The organism is Vandammella animalimorsus, assembly GCF_002285265.1.
GTDB lineage: Bacteria > Pseudomonadota > Gammaproteobacteria > Burkholderiales > Burkholderiaceae_C > Lampropedia.
The window spans coordinates 639,884-658,611 of sequence record NZ_NSJB01000001.1; the positions used below are offsets into that span (position 1 = coordinate 639,884).

At 69.4% G+C, this 18,728-nt stretch carries 13 protein-coding genes; 4 read left to right on the forward strand and 9 right to left on the reverse strand.

Annotated features, from left to right (window positions below; genetic code table 11):
* Window positions 1-34: 34 nt before the first annotated feature.
* Entirely contained in the window at window positions 35-535 is a 501-nt protein-coding gene (locus CK625_RS02755; RefSeq protein ID WP_095538704.1) for a flavodoxin domain-containing protein, read from the reverse strand.
* Between the two features lie 179 nt (window positions 536-714).
* On the opposite strand from CK625_RS02755, the gene CK625_RS02760 reads away from it, so the two are divergent.
* Together CK625_RS02760 and CK625_RS02765 are read left to right on the forward strand one after the other, a co-directional pair.
* Window positions 715-966 (forward strand): phosphopantetheine-binding protein, encoded by a 252-nt coding sequence (locus CK625_RS02760; protein ID WP_095538705.1) that lies wholly within the window; start codon window positions 715-717, stop codon window positions 964-966.
* A gap of 12 nt (window positions 967-978) precedes the next feature.
* Window positions 979-5,280 (forward strand): non-ribosomal peptide synthetase, encoded by a 4,302-nt coding sequence (locus tag CK625_RS02765; protein ID WP_095538706.1) that lies wholly within the window; start codon window positions 979-981, stop codon window positions 5,278-5,280.
* A gap of 401 nt (window positions 5,281-5,681) precedes the next feature.
* Here CK625_RS02765 and CK625_RS02775 read toward each other — a convergent pair whose 3' ends face one another.
* Window positions 5,682-6,062, reverse strand: a complete 381-nt coding sequence (locus tag CK625_RS02775; RefSeq protein WP_095538708.1) for a hypothetical protein — start codon at window positions 6,060-6,062, stop codon at window positions 5,682-5,684.
* Between the two features lie 78 nt (window positions 6,063-6,140).
* Here CK625_RS02775 and CK625_RS02780 point away from each other — a divergent pair, with 78 nt between their 5' ends.
* Window positions 6,141-7,091 (forward strand): 23S rRNA (adenine(2030)-N(6))-methyltransferase RlmJ, encoded by a 951-nt coding sequence (locus CK625_RS02780; RefSeq protein ID WP_095538709.1) that lies wholly within the window; start codon window positions 6,141-6,143, stop codon window positions 7,089-7,091.
* A gap of 202 nt (window positions 7,092-7,293) precedes the next feature.
* Entirely contained in the window at window positions 7,294-9,198 is a 1,905-nt protein-coding gene (locus CK625_RS02785; RefSeq protein WP_172425067.1) for a beta-galactosidase, read from the forward strand.
* 127 nt (window positions 9,199-9,325) lie between these two features.
* Here the strand turns inward: CK625_RS02785 and CK625_RS02790 are convergent, their stop codons facing one another.
* From CK625_RS02790 to CK625_RS02825, 7 genes are all read right to left on the reverse strand, one after another.
* Window positions 9,326-10,063, reverse strand: coding sequence for an ABC-type transport auxiliary lipoprotein family protein (locus CK625_RS02790; RefSeq protein WP_238945465.1), 738 nt, complete (start codon window positions 10,061-10,063; stop codon window positions 9,326-9,328).
* 99 nt (window positions 10,064-10,162) lie between these two features.
* Window positions 10,163-11,131, reverse strand: coding sequence for an MlaD family protein (locus CK625_RS02795; RefSeq protein WP_095538712.1), 969 nt, complete (start codon window positions 11,129-11,131; stop codon window positions 10,163-10,165).
* 11 nt (window positions 11,132-11,142) lie between these two features.
* On the reverse strand, window positions 11,143-11,991 hold the full coding sequence (locus CK625_RS02800; protein WP_095539049.1) for an ABC transporter ATP-binding protein: 849 nt from the start codon (window positions 11,989-11,991) through the stop codon (window positions 11,143-11,145).
* A gap of 11 nt (window positions 11,992-12,002) precedes the next feature.
* A complete protein-coding gene (locus CK625_RS02805) occupies window positions 12,003-13,130 on the reverse strand; it encodes an MlaE family ABC transporter permease (RefSeq protein ID WP_429001287.1) in 1,128 nt (375 codons plus the stop codon).
* Window positions 13,131-13,571: 441 nt separating this feature from the next.
* Entirely contained in the window at window positions 13,572-14,834 is a 1,263-nt protein-coding gene (locus CK625_RS02810) for a hypothetical protein (protein ID WP_095538714.1), read from the reverse strand.
* A 672-nt stretch (window positions 14,835-15,506) separates the two neighbouring features.
* Window positions 15,507-16,922 (reverse strand): DUF1501 domain-containing protein, encoded by a 1,416-nt coding sequence (locus tag CK625_RS02820; protein WP_095538716.1) that lies wholly within the window; start codon window positions 16,920-16,922, stop codon window positions 15,507-15,509.
* A 15-nt stretch (window positions 16,923-16,937) separates the two neighbouring features.
* Window positions 16,938-18,485, reverse strand: a complete 1,548-nt coding sequence (locus CK625_RS02825; protein ID WP_095538717.1) for a DUF1800 domain-containing protein — start codon at window positions 18,483-18,485, stop codon at window positions 16,938-16,940.
* Window positions 18,486-18,728 lie beyond the last annotated feature (243 nt).

The window sequence follows — 18,728 nt, forward strand, 5'->3', positions numbered from 1 at the left end:
CGCCGTGTGCCTCTGCGGATTTGTGCCCAGCTCCTCAAGCCAAGCCATCCCCCAGGGTTGCGCGGGCCTGCTGCAGCCAGCCCGGCGCCCAGGCGGCGGCCTGCTCCTCGGGGTCGGCCGGATCGCTGGCGTCGAGCACCAGTAGCTGGCCGATGCGCTGCGCGCCCAAATCCTGCAGACGCGCGTCGAACAGACGCCCACCGGCGGCAAAGGTCTCGCCGTAGAACTGGTCGCCCAGCGCAATCACGCCATAGCGCAGCGCCCCCAGGTAGCGCGGCCGCATGTCCAGATCGGCGTACAGCGGCTGCAGGTTCTCCGGCACCTCGCCACTGCCGTGGGTGGAGGTACACACCAGCAGCAGCCCTTGGGCGCTGATTTGCTCCAGCAGCTCGCCCGTGCATTGCGCGTCGGCCAGCAGCAGCTCGATCTCCAGCGCATGGCCAGGGGCGGCCGTGCTGCGCAGGGCCTGCTCCACGGCTTGGGCCACGTACCAGGCCGTGTCGCTGACCGTGCCTACGAGGATGGTGAGTTTCATAGATCGTGTGTGTCGTGCAAAGCCTGTGGATGCCGCGCTGCGCGGGGCAAGGGCGGGGGCATGCGCCTGTGCCAGGGCAGGCTTCAAGAACGATTTTCATTCCCCAGGCTCTGGCACAATCGCGGATTGTCCCTGTTTTCGGCCTGGCGATCGCTGCAAAGGCCCTGTTACCTTTCCCCATGCCCCAAGAACTGCTCACTCTGGAGCGCATGCGCGCCGACATCGCCCGCATGCTGCACGAAAGCCCGGACGCCATCGCGCTGGACGACAACCTGATCGACTGGGGGTTGGACTCCATGCGCGTGCTCAATCTGCTGCTGGCCTGGAACGAAACCGGCATCGGCCTGGATTTCTCCGAGATCGCCGAGCACACCACGCTGCGCGGCTGGTGGCAGGTGGTGCAGCAGCGCCTGGCGCAAATGGGCCGCTGAAGCCCCCGCGCCATGTCCGCCCCGACGCCTTCCGATGCGGCGCAAGCCGAGATTGCATCCAGTGGCCCCTGGCCGCTGACGCCCGCCCAAACCGGGCTGTGGTATGCCCAGCAGCTCGACCCTGGCAACCCCAGCTTCAACACCGGCCATGCACTGTGGCTGCAAGGCCCGCTGGACGTGGCGGCCTTTGCAGAGGCGGCCAACCAGGCCGCGCGCGAGGCCCAGGCGCTGTGCCTGCGCTTTGGCCTGCGCGCAGACGGCCAGGGCGTGCAGCAGTGGCTGGATGCGGCGCACGCGCCCGAGCTGGAAATCATCGACCTGAGAACCTGTTCAAAGTCCCTGCGCGGCGAGCACTCAAGCGGATTGGGGCGGTCTGCGGCGTTGCAAAACTTGCCAATAGCACGCGCCATTGGCGGCGCTTTGCGCCTTGCATCCCATCCCAAACCGCTTGCTGCCCACTCGCGCCGAGACTTTGAACAGACTCTGAGCGCCCAGCCAGACTCCAGCCAGTGCGCAGAGCACGCAGAGCAGACCAAGCAGGTCGCACAAGAGGCCATGCAGGCCGACATGGCCCGCCCGCTCGATCCCACGCGCGATCGACTGGCGCGCCAATGCCTGTTCGTACTCGGCCCCGAACGCTATTGTTGGTACCAGCGCGCCCACCATTTGTTGTGCGATGGCTACGGCATGGCGCTGTGGGAAGGCCGCGTCACTGCGCTGTACAGCGCCGCTCTGGAGGCCCGGCGGGCCCTGCCGGATGCGGATGCGACAGCGGGTGCCTCCTCGCAGCGCCCGCTGGGGCCGCTGCAGCCCGTCATCGACGAGGCCCTGTCCTACCTGGGCAGCGCGCCCTGCCAGGCCGATGCGACCTATTGGCGCGAGCTGTTCACGCCCGCGATCGAGGTGGCCAGCCTCTCGGCCCAGCCGCACGCCAAGGCCCAGGCCGCGCACCACTGCCTGCGCCTGAGCATCGCACTGCCGCAGGCCTGGCGCGAGGCCCTGCTGGCCTTTGCCCAGCAGCAGGCCATCCCCTGGCCCGATGTGCTCACGGCATTGGCGGCGCTGTACTGCCAGCGCATGGCCGCCGCTGCGCAAACCGTGGTGGGCATCCCCTTCATGGGACGGCTGGGCAGCGCCAGCGCCCGCGTGCCTGCCATGGTGATGAATGTGCTGCCCCTGCCCGTGGCCGCCAGCGACGAGCAGGCCATGGCCCCCTGGCTGCAGACCATGGCCCGCGCGCAACTGCAGGCGCGCCGCCATGGCCGCTACCGCAGCGAGCAGCTGCGCCGCGACCTGGGCCTGCTGGGCGGGCAGCGCCGCCTGTATGGCGCGCTGATCAACGTCCAACCCTTTTACCAGCCCGTGCGCCTGCCAGGCCTGCAGACGGAGCTGGAAATCCTGGGCACCGGCCCCATCGACGATCTGACCATCGGCTTTCGCGGCGACGCCCGCCAGGCGCTGGAGCTGGAGCTGGAGGCCAACCCCAATCTCTACACGCCAGAACAATTGCAGGCCCACTTGCTGCGCCTGCCCGAGTTCATCGCTCAGGCGTGGCTGGCCAATACCCTGGGCGAGCTGCGCCTGGCCAGCCAGGCCGAGGCCCAGCGCTGCCTGTTCGACTTCAACGCCACCGCGCACCCGGTGCCACAGACCACGCTGGCTGCGTTGATCGAAGCGCAAATGCAGCGCAGCCCCCAGGCCACGGCCTTGGAGTACGAAGGCCAAAGCCTGAGCTACGCCGAGTTGGATGCGCGCACCAGCGCCCTGGCCCAGGCGCTGGTTGCCCAGGGCGTGGGGCCCGACGCCCTGGTGGCCGTGGCGCTGCCGCGCTCGCTGGAGCTGCTCATCGCCCTGGTGGCCGTGCTGCGCGCCGGCGGCGCGTATCTGCCGCTGGATTTGCAACACCCCAGCGAGCGGCTGGCGCGCATCGTGCAATTGGCCCGTCCCATCTGCGCCTTGGCGCAACAGGCCGATGCCGCGCGGCTGCCCGCCGGGCTGCCTTGCCTGCCGCCAGCGGCCTGGCCCACTGCGCCGGCCGCGCCCGATGCAGCCCAGCCACTGCCCGCGCCCCAGCCCCAGCACCTGGCCTACGTGATCTACACCTCCGGCTCCACCGGCGAGCCCAAGGGCGTGATGATCGAGCACCAGGCCATCGTCAACCGGCTGGAATGGATGCGCCAGCACTACGGCTTCGACGCCAGCGACCGCATCCTGCAAAAAACCCCGGCGACCTTCGACGTCTCCGTCTGGGAGTTCTTCCTGCCGCTGCTGTGCGGCGGCACGCTGGTCATCGCCCCGCCCGAGGCGCACCGCGACCCGGCCTGGCTGGCGCGCATCATCCGCCAGCAGCGCATCGGCACCTGCCACTTCGTGCCCTCCATGCTGGCGGCCTTTCTGGCCGAGCCGCAAGCGCGCGGCATCCAGATGCGGCGCATCTTCACCAGCGGCGAGGAGCTGCCCGCCGCGCTGCGCCAGCGCCTGCACGCCACGCTGCACAGCCAGCTGCACAACCTCTACGGCCCCACCGAGGCCGCCGTGGACGTGAGCCACTGGGACGCCGGGCCGGGCGACCACACCCAGCCCGTGCCCATTGGCCGCCCGGTCTGGAACACCTGGCTGTACGTGCTCGACGCCCAGCTGCGCCCGCTGCCGCCGGGCGTGGCCGGTGATCTGTACCTGGGCGGCGTGCAACTGGCGCGCGGCTATCTGGGGCGCGAGGACCTCACGCGCGCGGCCTTTGTGCCCGACCCGCACCGCCCTGGCCAGCGCATCTACAAAAGCGGCGATCTGGCGCGCTGGCGCGCCGACGGCGCGCTCGAATACCTGGGCCGCAGCGACCAGCAAATCAAGCTGCGCGGCCTGCGCATCGAGCTGGGCGAGATCGACGCGGCCCTGCTGCGCAGCGGCATGCTCGAGCGCGCCAGCGTCATCGTGCACACGGACGAGCGCGGCGAGAAAAAACTCGTGGCCTATGTACAGCCCAAGGCCGGGCACAGCCCACTGAACAGCGCCGCGCTGCTGCGCAGCGTGGCCAGCCAGCTGCCCGACTACATGGTGCCCGCCGCGGCCGTGGCGCTTCAGCACTGGCCCGTCACGGCCAACGGCAAGCTCGACCGCCGCGCCCTGCCCGCGCCGGACTTTGGCCGCCCTGGCCAGGGCGCAGCGCCGCAGCCGCTGCAAACGGCCACGCAGCGTCAGCTGGCCCAGCTCTTTGCCGACATCCTGCAGCAGCCGCTGGCGCACATCGGCGCCGACAGCGACTTCTTCAGTCTGGGCGGCGACTCTCTGAGCGCCGTGCAGCTGCTGCTGGCCGTGCAACAGCACTGGCAGCGCAACCCGGGGCTGGGCGGCGTCTTCGCCCAGCCCAGCGTGCAGGGTCTGGCGGCGCTGATCGATGACGAGCGCGTCTCCTTCGACGACGGCCTGGCGCCGCTGATCGCCCTGGCCACGCCCAGCGCCGCCGAGACGGCCGAAACCACCGCCACTGCCACTGTCACTGCCCCGGCGCCCCGGCAGGCCCAGCCCAGCGGCAGCCTGAGCGGCGACGCCGCGCCGCTGTTCGTCATCCACCCCGCTGGCGGCATCGGTTGGGGCTACCGGCACCTGGCGCGCGCCCTGGCGCACCCGCAGCGCACGCCAGGCATGCCGCCCCAGGCCCTGCCGCGCGCCGTCTACGCGCTGCAATCGCCCGCGCTGGCGCCCGATCAACCGCTGCCGCACAGCATCGACGCGCTGGCCGCGCAGTACGTGCAGCGCGCGCGCCAGATCCAGCCCCAAGGGCCGCTGCACCTGCTGGGCTGGTCGGTGGGCGGCATCATCGCCCAGGCCATGGCCGCGCACGTGCAGGCCAGCGGCGGCAGCGTCGGCCTGCTGGCGCTGCTGGACGCCTACCCGGCCGACGCCTGGCGCGCCGAGCCCGAGCCCAGCCCCATCCAGGCCCTGCGCGCCCTGCTGGCCGTGGCCGGCCACGACCCCGAAGGCCACCCCGAGCTGGACACCCAGGACAAGGTGATTGCCTTTTTGCGCCAGGGCGACACCGCCCTGGGCCACTTGCCCGATGCCGCGCTGGCCGGCGTGGTGCGCGTGGTCACCGACACCAACCGCCTGATCCGCCAGCACCAGCACCGCCGCTACGAGGGCCTGCTCACCCACGTGCGCGCCGGGCGCGACCACCAGCACAAGCCGCACCTGCAGGCCCAGCTCTGGGCCCCCTACGCCGCGCAGCTGCGCACGTTGCAAGTGCCTTTTTTGCACGCCGAGCTCACCGGCCCCGAGGCCACGGCCGCCATCGCGCCGCAGCTGTTTGGGCCTTGAATCGCCGCAGCGGCCTTGAAGGCTTGTTGGGATTGGGTATTGCGGCGGCGCTTTCGCTCAAAACTGCGCAACTGCCGCGTTGGAAACGCTTGCAAGGTGTTCACAGGCCTTGCAAGCGTTTTCGCCTTGCATCTGCGGCTTTGGGGCGTGTTCTGCTCAAACGTTGACAAACCCAAGACCAGGGCGCTGGCTGGCACCGCCATCTCGCAGGCAGCTCTCGTCATGCCCGCGAAGGTGGGCATCCAGCGCCTCCTTGCGCGCGAGAGGGGGATTGGCCAACGGCAGCGCCGCCCCTGCCAGCGCCGCTCCTGTCAGCACCGCGACTGGACACCCGCCTTGTGCGGGTGTGACGAGAACCAGCGGCGCTTGCAGGAAATGCCTTCATGAGAATCGAAACCGCTCTAGCAATAGCGCCGCACCTCTTGGCGCAGCCGCTGGAGCCTGTCCTTGTCGGGCCTGGCGCTGTCTTGCTGGATGCGCAGGCTGCGCCGGGCCATGTCGCAGGCCTGCTGGTTTTTGTGTCGGCCGCTGCGCCTGGCGCTGCCGGCTTGGCGCTGTGGTTGTTGATTGGCCCTTTGCTGGCGCAGCTGCCGTTTGCGCTCCGCGCTGGCGCGTGGCGCGCCCTGCCAGTGCCGGTTGGCGTCGTTGCCTTGCTGCAGCGCCGCCCCGCTGGCCAGCGGCGCGGGCTGCGCCTGCAGGCCCTGCCCTGCCTGGGCCGCCAGCAGGGCCAGCCACAGCAGGCCTTGCCGCGGCCATCTCCATGGCCATTTCGTCCATCTCATCGTCTTGCCCTTCCCGAACCCTTCCCAAACGGCCTGCCTGCTCTTGGAGCGGGCCGCTCTTTGCCATAATCGCCGCCCATGTTCAGCTACCGCCACGCCTTCCACGCCGGCAACCATGCCGATGTGCTCAAGCACACCGTGCTGCTTGCCGCGCTCGACCACCTTCTGCAGAAAGACACGGCGCTGGCCTTGCTGGACACCCACGCCGGCAACGGGCTGTACCGGCTCGATGGGGATTTTGCCCAGACCAGCGGCGAAAGCCAGCACGGCATCCAAAAACTGCTCTGGGCCTACCAGCATGGCGAGGCTGGCGAAGGCGGCGCCGACTGGCCCGAGGCGCTGCGGCGCTACGTGCAGGCGGTGCTGGCGCACAACGGCGCAGCCGCCGCTGCCACCGCAGCGGGCGCTGGCGGCCAGCGCCTGGTGTACCCGGGCTCACCCGCGCTGCTGCAGCAGCACATGCGCGCGCAGGATCAGCTGCACGTGTTCGAGCTGCAACCGGCCGACATGCGCGCGCTGCAGGGCAATCTGCAGCAAGGCCCACACGCGGCGCGCTGCCACGTCTGGCACGAGGACGGCTGGCAAGGCAGCCTGCGCCTGCTGCCGCCGCCTTCGCGGCGCGCGCTGCTGCTGTGCGACCCCAGCTATGAGATGAAAAGCGACTACGCCCAGGCCGCGCAATGGCTGGGCCAGGCGCTGCGCAAATTCGCCACCGGCTGCTACATCGTCTGGTATCCCGTCATCCCGCGCCCCGAGGCGCACGCCCTGCCGCGCAAGCTCAAGAGCCTGGCCCAGCAGGCCGGCAAGCCCTGGCTGCATGCCACGCTGGCGGTGCGCAGCGGCCAGGGCAGCGGCCTGCGCCTGCCCGGCCAGCAGGCCCAGCGCCCGGGCATGGTTTGCAGCGGGGTGCTGGTCGTCAACCCGCCCTATACGCTGCAGCCGCAATTGCAACAGGCCCTGCCAGTGCTGGCGCGCCTGCTGGCGCAGGATGTGCACGCGGCCTACACGCTGCAGAGCAGCGCGCGCTGAGAGAAAGCGCGCCGCCAGCGCCCTGGACTGCCGCGCCACCGGCCATCGCCCAGTTGCCGCCCTGCCCCAAGACCACGCCCTTTTGTCTGCCCTTTCGCCTGCCCTTTTGCCTGCCCCTTCAACCATGCGCGCTGCCCTTTCCGCTGTCCTTCCCGCCGCTCTGACCCTGTCTGCGCTCAGCCTGCTTTGGGGCCTGCAAGGCATGCCCCGGCACTGGCCCGAGGCCGCGCCGCAGGCCCTGCCCCAGTTGCAGCAGCCCGTGCGCGAGCTGCTGCGCGCGCCGCGCACGCAGCCCATGTATTTGCTGCTCACGGTCGAGGGCCTGGCCTACTGCGCCGAGGGCGAGAGCGCGCCCGAGGTGGTGGACAACGACACGCTGGAGCGCTACTGCGCGCGCCACGGCCTGGACAATGCCCAGCGCCTGGGCGAGTTGCTCCAGCGCATCGAGCCCGGCGGCGCAGCCGGGAAAATCCAGGTCGGCTACGTCATCACCACCAAGCTGCTGAGCCAGTTCCAGCGCGCGGCCGATGGCCAATGGCAGTTCGACCCCGCGCCGCTGGCGCGCCAGCTGCGGCTGGTGGAAAAGCTCGACCGGCCCGTGGCGCTGTACCTGTCCTCGACCCACTTCGACACGCTGGGGCCGCTGCCGGCCGAGCTGGCCAGGGACGCGGCCAACCTGGCCCTGTTTGCCGACCGCCAGCCGCGCACGCTGGACTATTTCAGCTACCCCATCGTGCCCTACACGCTCGATCCCAACCCCGAGTTGGCCGTCAACCGCTACAAGCGCCAGGCGCTGCAGCAGGTGCATGCCATGCTGGCGGCCATGGCGCCGCAGCACCGCCAGAAAATCGTCGCCATCTTCCTGGGCGGGGAGACGCACCATTTCTACCAAAACTTTGCCGACGGCATGGGCGAGTTCGAGCGCCCGGCCGTCACCGACCACGGCCCGGCCTCGGTGCAGGCCTTTCGCCGCTGGCTGCAGCAGCGCTACGGCAGCATCGAGGCGCTCAACGCCGCCTATCTGGGCGAGCAGGGCCAGGCCGGCAGCGCCGCGCCCGGCTACGCGCACTTCGATCAGATCGAGCCGCCTGCGGGCAACTTCCGCGACGACCCGCAAACGCCCTACCTGCAGCACTACGATGGCCACAGCCACGGTCAGCTGGCCGTGCACGGTTGGTACTGGGATGCGCAGCACAACACCCAGGCCCTGCGCGTGTACCTGGACGGCCAGCTCGTCGGCCCGGCCCAGCAGGGTCTGAACCGGCTGGACGTGTATCGCCAGCTCGACGAGGTGGGCACGCCGGCCAGCGGCTTTCGCCTGGAGCTGCCCTTTGACGCCCTGCCCGCCGGGCGGCACATGGTCAGCGTCAGCGCAGTGCGCGGCCAGCGCGAATGCCTGCTGGACGAGCGCGTGGTCAACATCCTCGGGCGCGATGGCGCGCGCTTTGACTGGCGCGACCAGCACCGCGTCTTCACCAGTTTGCAGGACAAGCTGCCGCGCTGCGTGGACCAGGGCCGCGAATCGCAGGCGCTGCGCTTTCACCTCGACGCCCCAGGCTGGGACTTGCCGCTGGGCTACAACCCGCTGGCGCGCGACTGGAACGAGTTCCGCCAGGCCCAGGTGCTGCACTACATGCAGGCCTTGTTCGACTGGGCCGTGCAGATCGGCTTTGCGCCCGAGCTGCTGTTCTCACACCAGATCCTGCCGCAGCTCAATTCCAGCTGGAACGCGAATTTGTTTGCCACGCAGCGCAGCGTGGCGCCCGGCCTGCCCTGGAAGCCGGGCTTCAACCTCTACGGCGGCGGCGTCTGGTCGGCGCCCACCCAGGCGCTGATCGGCCAGCTGCAGGCCGGCCCATCGGGCTATGGCGTGCCCGAGTTCCACCCCCAGCAGTGGAAGGACCGCCGCGCCGTCGCGCAGGCCCTGGCGGCGCACTACAACGCCGGCGCGCACTTCATCAGCCCCTATTACTTCTCGATCGCGCCGCAAAAGCACCTGCAGGCGCCCGAGTCCAACGCCGTGAGCCGCATGCGGCTGGAGCCTGGCAACAGCGCCGATGGCTCGGACCTGTTCTACGAGGCGCTGCGGCAGTTTGCCGCGCAGTAAAGAATAGGCAACAAGGAATAAGGCGCTTTGTCGAGCGCGCTGTGCCGCCAAACCCTGCGCGCCCTGCACTGCTGCGCGCTATGGCACAGGGCACAGGGCACAGGCGGCAGTGCGGCCACTGCCGCCTTCAGGGCGTTTGTGGCATTTGACTCAGCCAGCTGTCGATGGCGGCCACCGCCGCTTGCGCGGCCTGCGCCAGCGCCCAGGCGCCGCCTGCGGCATCGGGCGTGGGCGCCGGGCGCTGGTATTCGAAGGTGCGCTGCCCCAGCAGGCGGTCACCCTGGGGCTGCGGCGCCCACAGCGTGGCGCGCAGGCGCACCTGCGCATGGCTTTGCGTCTGGCTGGTGAAGACCTGCTCGAACTGCAGCACATCGACCTGCAGGGCCAGCGGCGCTTGCTGCTCCTGGCGCAAGCGCGCCGGGCTGAAGCCCTCCTCCAGCACGGGGCGGCGCAGCTCCAGCTGCTGGCGCAGTTGCTGGCCCAGCAGTTGCGGCACCGGCTGGCTCCAGCGCGCCTGCTGGTAGGCGCGCAGCTGCTGGGCGTCGGCATAGGCATAGCGGTAGAGCACGGCCTGGCTGTTGGCCGGCAGGCCATGGGCGCTGACCTTGCCCAGCAGCAGCGGCGCAGCCGCTGGGGCGGGCTGCTGCGGCGTGCCCGATTGCGCCGCTGGCGCGCTGGCGGCCATGGCGGCGCCCTTGGCGCCATCGACCTGCTGGTCGGTGGCCACGCTGAAGTCGTACAGCGCGGGCGCGGCCGTGGGCGTGGGCAAGGCCGAGCAGGCGCCCAGCAGCGCGGCGCTCAGGCCCAGCGCCGCCAGGGCCAGGCGGCGGGGCTGTGCATGGGGGGGCATGGTGGTAGAAGTCATGGTTTGCAATCTTGCTTGAGATGCGGGAGGCAGGCCGCGCGCGGCGGGCTGCTGCGCACGGTCAATGCTGCGCACAGCAGCGGCCATCAACGGCGGCCATCAACGGCGGCGCGGCGCCACGTGGCCTTGCTCGCCCGGGCCGGGCTGGGCCATGTTGGGGCCATAGATCAGGGCCTGGGGGTTGTCGGCCACTTCGCGCGCCAGCAGGCTGATCTCGCGCATGGCGGCGCTGACCTCGCCCAGCGTGCGCAGGATGCGCGGCAGCGTGGCGCTGTTGACCTCGTCGGCCACGCCGGCAAAAGACTGCATGGACTGGCCCAGCTGGTCGAGCACGCCGCCCTTGCGGCCCAGGCTGGCCACGGCCTTGGTGATCTCCTGGCTCATGGCGTTGATGCTGGCGGCCGTCTTGTTCAGTGCCTGCATGTTGCTGCCAATGCCCTGGCCCAGGTTGGCTACGGCCGGGGCGATGTCCTGCGACCAGCTGGCCTGCATCTGGCCCAGCAGCTGCGTCGCGCCCTGCGCGGCCTGGCCGAACTGGGCGATGGTGTCGATCAGCACGCGCTGGTTGTCGTCGCTGAGCAGGCGGTTGATGCGCGCCATGGTCTCGCGCACGTCTCCGATCACCTCGGGCCCCATGGCGGCCAGCTGGCTCAGGTTGGAGGGGCGCATGGGCAGGCGCTTGTAGCCTCTGGAGGACACCAGCGGCTCGGCAGCAAAGGCCGTGGCCGCGTCGTCCAGGTCGATGTAGGCCAGGCCCGTCACGCCCTGGTAGCCCAGCGAGGCAAAGGTGTTTTGCGTCACCGGGGCGTTTTCGTCCACCTCGATGCGGATCAGCACATTGCCTTCGACCTCGCGGTCAAAACCGATGTAGGCCACCTTGCCCACGGACACGCCCTTGTAGCGCACCGCGGCCTGGGGCTGCAGGCCGGTGACGGCCTGGGGGGTGGAGAGCTCGTAGGTCTCGTAGCTGCCCTGATCGCGCGTGAGCCACAGCGCCAGGCCAGCCAACAGCGCCAGCAGCGTCAGCACGAACACCCCAGCGGCAATGGCATGTGATTTGTTTTCCATAACGATCTCTTCTACGCCTTGGCGGCTGCGCCGGCGCCTGCGGCCGGGCCCGCGGGCGCTGGCTCCAGGGCGCGGCGGCCGCGCTCGCCAAGAAAAAATTGTTCGATGAAGGGGTGCTCGAAGGCCACCACCTGCTGAGGCGTGCCGGCGATGATGACGCGCTTTTGCGCCAGCACGGCCACGCGCGTGCTCAGGGCGTAGAGCGTGTCCAGATCGTGCGTGACCATCACCACCGTCAGGCCCAGCTCCTGGTGCAGGCGCAGCAGCAGCTCGCAAAACTCGTCCGAGCCGCGCGGATCCAGCCCGGCCGTGGGCTCGTCCAGCAGCAGCAGCGGCGGATCCATGATGAGCGCGCGCGCCAGCGCCACGCGCTTGATCATGCCGCCGGACAGATCCGAAGGCATGCGCGTGGCGTGCTCGGGCTTGAGGCCCACCATTTGCAGCTTGACCAGCGCCGCATCGCGCACCACCTGCTCGGGCAGGCTGCCCTGCTCGCGCAACGGGAAGGCGATGTTGTCCAGCACGCTGAAAGCCGAGAACAGCGCCCCGTGCTGAAACAGCATGCCCATGCGCGCCGAGGCGCCCTGCGCCGGCAGCTCGGCCGCCGGCAGACCGTCGATCTTCACCGTGCCCTTGCTCGGCCGCGTCAGGCCCAGGATGTGGCGCAGCAGCACCGTCTTGCCCGTGCCCGAGCCGCCGACGATGGTCAGGATCTCGCCGCGGCGCACCTGCAGATCCAGATCCTGGTGCACGCAAAAGGCATTGGCGCCCTGGCCGAACACCGTCCACAGCTTGTCGATCTGCACCAGCGCCTTGGCGTCGGTGCCTGCGCCGGTGTCGGCCTTGGCGACAGCTTGCATGCCCGTGCGCATCAAAACCCCACGTTGCGGAAGATGATGGCGAACACCGCATCGATGACGATGACCGCCGTGATGGCCGTGACCACCGAGGCCGTCGTGCCATTGCCCAGGCTTTCGGTATTGGGCTTGACCCACAGGCCCCAGTGGCAGCCAATCAGGGCGATTGCCAGACCGAACACCACCGACTTGCTCAGCCCCAGCCACAGATTGGCAATGGGCACGGCGCTGGGCAGGGTCTGGAAGAAATAGGCCGGCGAGACGCCCAGCGAGAAATCCGACGCCCAGATGCCGCCCAGCAGGGCCGCCAGGGTCGTCCACAGGCTGACCAGCGGCATGGCCAGCGCCAGCGCCATGGCGCGCGGCAGCACCAGCCTGAAGCCGTGCGAGATGCCCATCACGCGCATGGCGTCAAGCTCCTCATTGACGCGCATCACGCCAATCTGCGCCGTGATGGCCGAGCCCGAGCGCCCGGCCACCAAAATGGCCGCCAGCAAGGGGCCCAGCTCGCGCGTCAGCGAGATGCCCAGGATGTTGACGATGAAGGCATCGGCGCCAAATTGCCGCAGCTGCAGAGCCAGCAGGTAGGCGATCACCACACCGATCAGAAAACCCACCAGCGCCGTGATGGGCAGGGCCTGCGCGCCCATGCGAAACAAATGGGCCGAGACATCGTGCCAGGGCCCGCGCAGAGGCCGGCGCAGCAGGCGCAGCGCATCGATCAGCAACTGCCCCACCAGCTGCACCATGCCCACGGCATGGCCCCAGGCGCCCAGGCTGATTTGGCCGATGTGCTCAAAGCCCGCCAGCCAGCTAGCGCCTTCGAGGGGGGCTGCCGGCACGGCGCTGAGCTCGGCCACGCGCTGCAAAATGGCGCGCTGCTGCGGCAGCGCCTGCAACTGCGCAGGCATTTGCCGGCCCCAACAATCCCACAGCAATTGCGCCGTGACGTAGTCAAAGCCCTGCATCTGGCGCAAATCCCAGTGCGCCACGCCCTGGCGCTGCGCGCGCTGCAATTGGCCGATCAAGGCCTTGGCGCGGCGGCGCTCGGACAATGCCGCAGCCCCCCATCGCCCCAGCAGCAAAGCCTGGGCCGGCTGATGCTCAGCCGTCGATTGGAGATGGAGCTGGGGGTGCGTCACAGCAGGTGCAGAACGAGGAGGCAAAGGGAGCAAACAGGCGAAAAAAACTGCAAGCCACAGGCCCGGGCTTGCAGCGTCGGGCGTGGCGCGGAAAAACCGCTGCATTGTGCCCTGCAAATGCCGGCCCTGCAGCCAGCGGCTGTCAAAAGCCTGCCAAAGCTGCGCGCCAGCTCCGCTGCCTGCCTGCGCGCTGGCAGGGAAAGCCCCGAAAGGGAAAGCCCCAATACCCCCGCTGGCCGGCCGCCCCTATAGTGCAGCCACTCACAGCGCGGGCTTGCAGGCCTTGGCAAAAGCCTTTGACCCCCCGCTGCATGAGAGGCCGAGGAGACAAACAGGCGGCAGCGCCCCGGCGCCAGCAGCCATCATCAACACCATCGAAGCCAAGCAACGGAAAGGCGCCTCAAGGCGCCTTTTCCTTTGGCCTGCAGCGCGGCGCCGGCGCTACTTGTCAAACCAACTGGGCAGGCCGATGACGTAGCTCTCGGGCTGGCCGCTGCCAAAGTTGCTGGCGAAGATGATGCGGCTCAAGTCCCGTGAGGCGCTGGCCTGCGGCTCCAGGAAGTAGGCCTGTGCGCCGGGCAGCTGGTGGAAGTCGTTGGAGTTGCGAATGTGCGCCACGTTCAGCACCCGGCCGCCGGGCTTGAGCTCGGCCAGGATCACCTTCTGGTACTGCGCGCGCCGGTGGCGCGAGGGGAACTCGGTAACCTCGTTGCCCGAGCCGGGCGGGTCCTCGTACCTGCGGCCGTCCTTGTAGGTGGAAATCACCACCCAGCCGGGCTTGTCAAAGGCCTGCCCGCTGATGTGCAGGGCGTAGAACTCGCCGCGCGCCGGGTAGATCTCCAGCAGAGGGAAGCGCTGCATCGTGTCGATGTTGATGGCCTGCACGTGGCCCAGCGTGGCCGGGTCGCTGCCGTCGTCGGCCCAGACGAAGAAATCCTCGCCATTCGGGCCAAAGGCCAGGTCCGAATGCCCGGAGTACTTGGCCAGCTGCTTGACCTGGCTGAAATCGCGCGTGTAGGCATAGGCGCTGCCCCAGGATGGCACGACGTACTTGCCGCTGGCGGAAATGCTGACGTGGTCTGGCCGCGCGCCCGGCACAGGAAAGCGATCGGCATCGAGCGTGCCGACGATTTTCTTTTCCACCAGATCCAGCGTCAGCAGCCCATAGACCTTGACGCGCTGGCTGGCGCTGTCGTAGCGCGTGGCCATCAGGCCCATGTAACGGCCATCGGCGCTGGTCGTGCCTTCGTTGTAGGTCCAGTAATCGCTGGCCTCGGGCCAGGGGGTCTTGCCGGTGAAGTCAAACAGCACCTGCTTGTTCTCGGTCTCCACGTCCAGCACCCACCAGACCATGCGCTGGCCGTTGGAGGTCATGAACAGCTTGCGCGGATCGCTGGGGTGCCAGATCGGCTCGGCCGCGCCGCCCAGCGCGCCGATCTTCTTGATCTTCTGGAACGTCTTGGCGTCGTACAGATACCAGGCGCCATTGCCGCCCCAGGCCAGATAGCGGCTGTTGTCGGCATTGAAGGCCTGGCGGCGGCTGTAGAAATGGCGCACGCGGCGCAGGCCGCTGCCATCGGGCTCGGCCTCGCTGGCGGCCGTGGCCCGGTAGATGCGCACGCCGTAGGCCGGATCGATGAAGGCATCGTCTAGCCCTTGCGCGCGCGGCGGCCTGGGCGCCGGCGCGATCGGATCCAGCGACAAGGGGCGCAGGCGGAAGTCGCGCGCGTACAGCCCGTCGAATGGATTTTGCGCAACGGGCGCAGGGGCCGGAGCTGACGGCTGCGGCGCAGGCGGTTGAGGTGCAGGCGGCTGCGGAGCCGGCGCCGGAGGTTGAGGCGCGGGCGGTTGTGGGGCTGGAGGCTGTGGCGCAGGCGGTTGCGGCGCTGGTGGTTGAGGTGCGGGCGGCTGCGGAGCCGGTGCCGGTGCCGGTGCGGGAGGTTGAGGCGCGGGCGGTTGCGGCGCTGGCGATGGCGGCTGAGGCGCCGGCGGCTGCGGAACAGGTGCCGGGGGTTCAGGCGCAGGCGCAGGCGGTTGTGGTGCCGGCTGCGGTGCCGGAGGCTGTGGCGCAGGTGGCTGCGGTGCAGGTGGTCGCGGCGCAGGCCCTGGCGCAGGAGGGGCGATGGGCCCGCCAGGCGTGCCGGGCGCGGGTGTCGGCGCAGGTGTTGGCGCCGGGGCTGGCGAATCCACGGGCGGTGGCGGGGGCGGGTTCAATGGCCCGTCGCCATCGCCACCGCCACAGGCGGAGACGGACAGGGCCACGGCCGTGCACAGGGCGCAGATGCGCATCAGTTGTTGGTGGTGCCTCATGAAACTCTCTCCTGAACGCTTGCAATGCCAAGGCCGCTGCGCCAAGCGCCGCGCGCGCGGCCATGCTCAGTGGAAAAACCCCAGATCGCGCTGCGAGAAGCGGCCGATGTTGGGCACCACCAGCGGCAAATCCGAGTCGGGCACGCCAAACCATTTGGCCAGGGTGGCCGCGTACTGGTCCACCGAAGTGGTGGGCAGCAGGCGGCCCTGGCCGATGTCATGGCCTGTGGCCGGATCGAACTCGGCGTCCTGCTCGTACACGGGCGTGCTGCCGTACAAGTCCCGGCCCTTGACGGCGTCGCCGACGATGAAGTGCGTGCCGCCCCAGCCGTGGTCGGAGCCATCGCCGTTGGCCACCATGCAGCGGCCAAATTCCGAGGCCGTGAAGGCCGTCACGCTCTGGCCCAGGTCGAGCTTTTTCATGGTCTCGTAAAAGCCCACCAGCGCGTTGTTGAGCTCGGTCAACAGCGGCGGGTGCAGCTTGCGCAGGTCGCTGTGGTTGTCAAATCCGCCCAGGGAGACGAGAAACACCTGGCGGCGCACGCCAATGGTGTTGCGCCCGGCAATCAGCCTGGCCACCATGGCCAGCTGCTTGCCCAGTGTGCTTTTGGGGATGGCCGCCGCCAGGCTGTCAGGCGCAGTGCTCAGCGCGTTCTGCACCACGTCGCTGGCCTGCAGCGAGCGGCGCATCAAGCGGTTGAGCTCGTTTTCCAGCATGTGCTGGCGCGATTGGGTGATCAGCGTGCGCAAGGCGCTGATGCAGGTGGCGTTGTTGCTGCACGCGCCCCACAGGCCGTTGAAGTCGCGCAGCTGCTCGCTGCCGTCCACGCCGATGCGGTAGGCCAGCGCGCTGTCGCCGGCGAGAAACACCGCATTGCCCGATGCGTTGATGCAGGCAAAGGTGGCGTTGCTCGCGCCGCTGGAGAGCGCCAGATCGCCCAGCGTGCCGCCCCAGCCCTTGACCGAGCCCTCGGGCTTGGTGCTTTGCCAGACGGATTGCTGGTCGTTGTGCGAGAACAGCTTGGGCGGCAGTGGCATGGCCCCTTGCTTGTACTGCGGCAGGCTCATGGGGCTGAGCAGCGGGCCGACGTTTTGCTGAATGGCCAGGGCCCCGGCATCGAACAGCTGCCCCAACCCGGCCAGCTGCGGCGCCAGGGCAAATTGCCGGCCTGCGGCCTGCGCGCTGGCCGGCGCCAGCGTGGTGGCCGCCAGGCTTGAGCGCCCCAGCGCCAGCGACTGGCGCATCCGGGCGTAGGCGGCATAGCCGGCATCGTCCACGCGCACCAGGGTGTTGCCGTGGTCGTTGCCGCCGTAGAGGAAGACGCACACCAGCGCCTTGTAGTCGCCGCTGGGAGCGTTGAAGGCCGCGGCCTCGCCCATGGCCGCCAGGTTCACGGCCCAGGGCGCGGCCACGCCGGCCAGGCCCAGCTGGCCAAAGCGCCGCAAAAAAGCGCGCCGCGAAGTGGTATTGAAATCATCCATGGCTGGGCCTCTTCCTCACTTCTGAACAATGTATTCAGGGCAGCTCATCACCAGCAGGATGGCGGCGCAAACCCGGTTCTTGTCGCCCTCCTGCCAGTCCAGCGGCACGGCCTGCACGGCCTGCACGATGGTTTGCACCGTCTCTGGCGAGAGCTGCCCGCCGGCCAGCAGCAGGTTCATGCGCTCGACCAGCTGCTGCGGCTTCGTGGCCAGCGCCAGCTCTGCGGTATAGACCCCGGCCACGGGGTACCAGTCGCGCACCAGCGCCGTCATCAGGTTGATGTAGCGCACCACCGTGTACTCATCCATGATCTGGAACTCCGGCGCGGTGGCGCCCTGCGTGGCCATTTCGGTGTGCGGCGGCACGAAGCCGGGGCGAAAGAAGTTGAACACCGAGGCGCTGTCGAACGGGCTTTGCCCCAGGTCTTCGGCCAGGCTCCACAGCGGGAACGTGCCGCTGGCGGCCACTTTGGGGTTTTTGCGCGCCTTGAAGGTCGCGCCCCATTGCGCCACGCGCAGCATGGGCTCGCGCAGCTTGCCAAACGTGCGCCCTGCCCTGCCCGGCCCGGCGGCGATGGCCTCGGGGTCGAGCAAGATGGCCTTGAGCACGGCCTTCATGTCGCCGCGCTGGCCTGCGCCATTGTTGGCAAAGGCCGCCGCCACGCGCGCCACGTACTGCGCGCTGGGGTGGCTGGTGACCAGGCGCTGGATCAGCTGGCGGCCGATGAAGGGCCCGACGTTGGGGTGGTTGAACAGCAAATCCAGCGCCCAGTCCAGCTTGCGCCGCGCCGGCTCGGAGCCCGCCATGGTCTGGCCAAACAGCGTCACGTCCTCGGTGGCGTGCCAGTCGGGCCTGAGGGCCATGGGGTTGCGCACGCGCTGCGGGTTCGTGGCGCGCACATGGCCTCTCTCGTCGTAGTCCCAACCGGTGAAGATGCGCGCCATGTTGGTGACGGTCTCCTGCGTGTAGGTCTCAATCGGCTTGCCGCCTGCCATTTTCAGGCTACCGTCCTGGTTGAGCTCATGCAGACCAATGGAGAACAGCTGCATGACCTCGCGCGCGTAGTTCTCATCGGGGATGCGACCGGTCTGCGGATCGCCACGGCGGTTGCCGCGGCTGCTCAGGTACGCGCCCATGGCCGGGCTGAGCGAGACATCGCCCAGCAGCGTGCGGTAGTTGCCAAAGGCATTGCGCATCAGCATGTCCCAATAGGCGGCCACGGCAAACGAAGGCGACTCGATGGGCAGCCCGGTGTTGGAGATGACGAAGATCTCCGACAGCGCCAGCGCCACCCGCTTGCGCAGCCCATCGACAGGGTTCATCAGCAGCGCCCACATCATGTGGGTGGCGAACTCGTGCGAGTACAGGGCCGCTATGCGGTTGGCCCCCTCGCGCAGCAGCCAGTCCCAGCCCGTCATCTCCGACTGCGCCGCCCCCAGCTTGCCATCCAGCCAGGGCTCATAGCCCTGGCGCTGGATGTCGGCGATGTCCTGCTCGGTGACGTAGTACTGCGCGCGCAGGATGAAGGTCGCCGCCTCGGCGGGCGTTTGTGGCCGGGGCAAGCCCGGTGCTGGCGCCGGGCTGGGGGCTGGCGCAGGCGCTGGGCTGGGCGTTGGCGTGGGGGCCGGGGCAGGTGTCGGGCTTGGCGCCGGCGTGGGCGATGGCGTCGGGCCAGGCGGCGCGGGCGTTGGTGCCGGGCCAGGGGTTGGCGCGGGCGAAGGCGAAGGCGTGGGCGTAGGTGCCGGCGGCGGTGTCGGCACGGGCGCGGGCGCCGGGGCCGGAATGGGCGCTGGCGGGCGGTTCGG